The sequence below is a fragment of the Oceanobacillus sp. Castelsardo genome (assembly GCF_001659985.1).
GTDB lineage: Bacteria > Bacillota > Bacilli > Bacillales > Amphibacillaceae > Oceanobacillus.
This window is the reverse complement of the sequence record NZ_LYCS01000033.1, coordinates 1-700: the sequence shown is the minus strand read 5'-3', so window position 1 is coordinate 700 and position 700 is coordinate 1. Positions and strand designations below refer to the sequence as shown.

Sequence of the window (700 nt, the reverse complement as noted above, 5' to 3'; positions counted from 1 at the left end):
ATGGACAACAGGCAGATATTCCTGTACCACCTCGTGACCGTTTGAGCGATGGGGGGACGCAGTAGGATAAGGAATGCGCACGGATGGATGTGTGCGCCCAAGCAGTGAGAAAGTCAGGTAGGCAAATCCGCCTGGCAATTTCAAGCTGTGATGGGGAGGCCTTCTGGCCGAAGTTCCTGATTTCACACTGCCGAGAAAAGCCTCTAGCAAGGTCACAGGTGCCCGTACCGCAAACCGACACAGGTAGGCGAGGAGAGAATCCTAAGGTGAGCGGGAGAACTCTCGTTAAGGAACTCGGCAAAATGACCCCGTAACTTAGGGAGAAGGGGTGCTCTACTCAAGTAGAGCCGCAGTGAATAGGCCCAAGCGACTGTTTAGCAAAAACACAGGTCTCTGCGAAGCCGAAAGGCGAAGTATAGGGGCTGACACCTGCCCGGTGCTGGAAGGTTAAGGGGAAGAGTTAGGGCTTTTAGCCCGAAGCTTAGAACCGAAGCCCCAGTAAACGGCGGCCGTAACTATAACGGTCCTAAGGTAGCGAAATTCCTTGTCGGGTAAGTTCCGACCCGCACGAAAGGTGCAACGACTTGGGCACTGTCTCAACGAGAGACCCGGTGAAATTATACTATGCGTGAAGATGCGCATTACCCGCGACAGGACGGAAAGACCCCGTGGAGCTTTACTGTAGCCTGATATTGAATGT

The 700-nt window shown here is 53.6% G+C and carries 1 rRNA gene; it reads left to right on the top strand.

Annotation, left to right across the window (positions count from 1 at the left end):
• A 23S ribosomal RNA gene (locus A9178_RS18345) occupies positions 1-700 on the top strand; the annotation flags it as partial.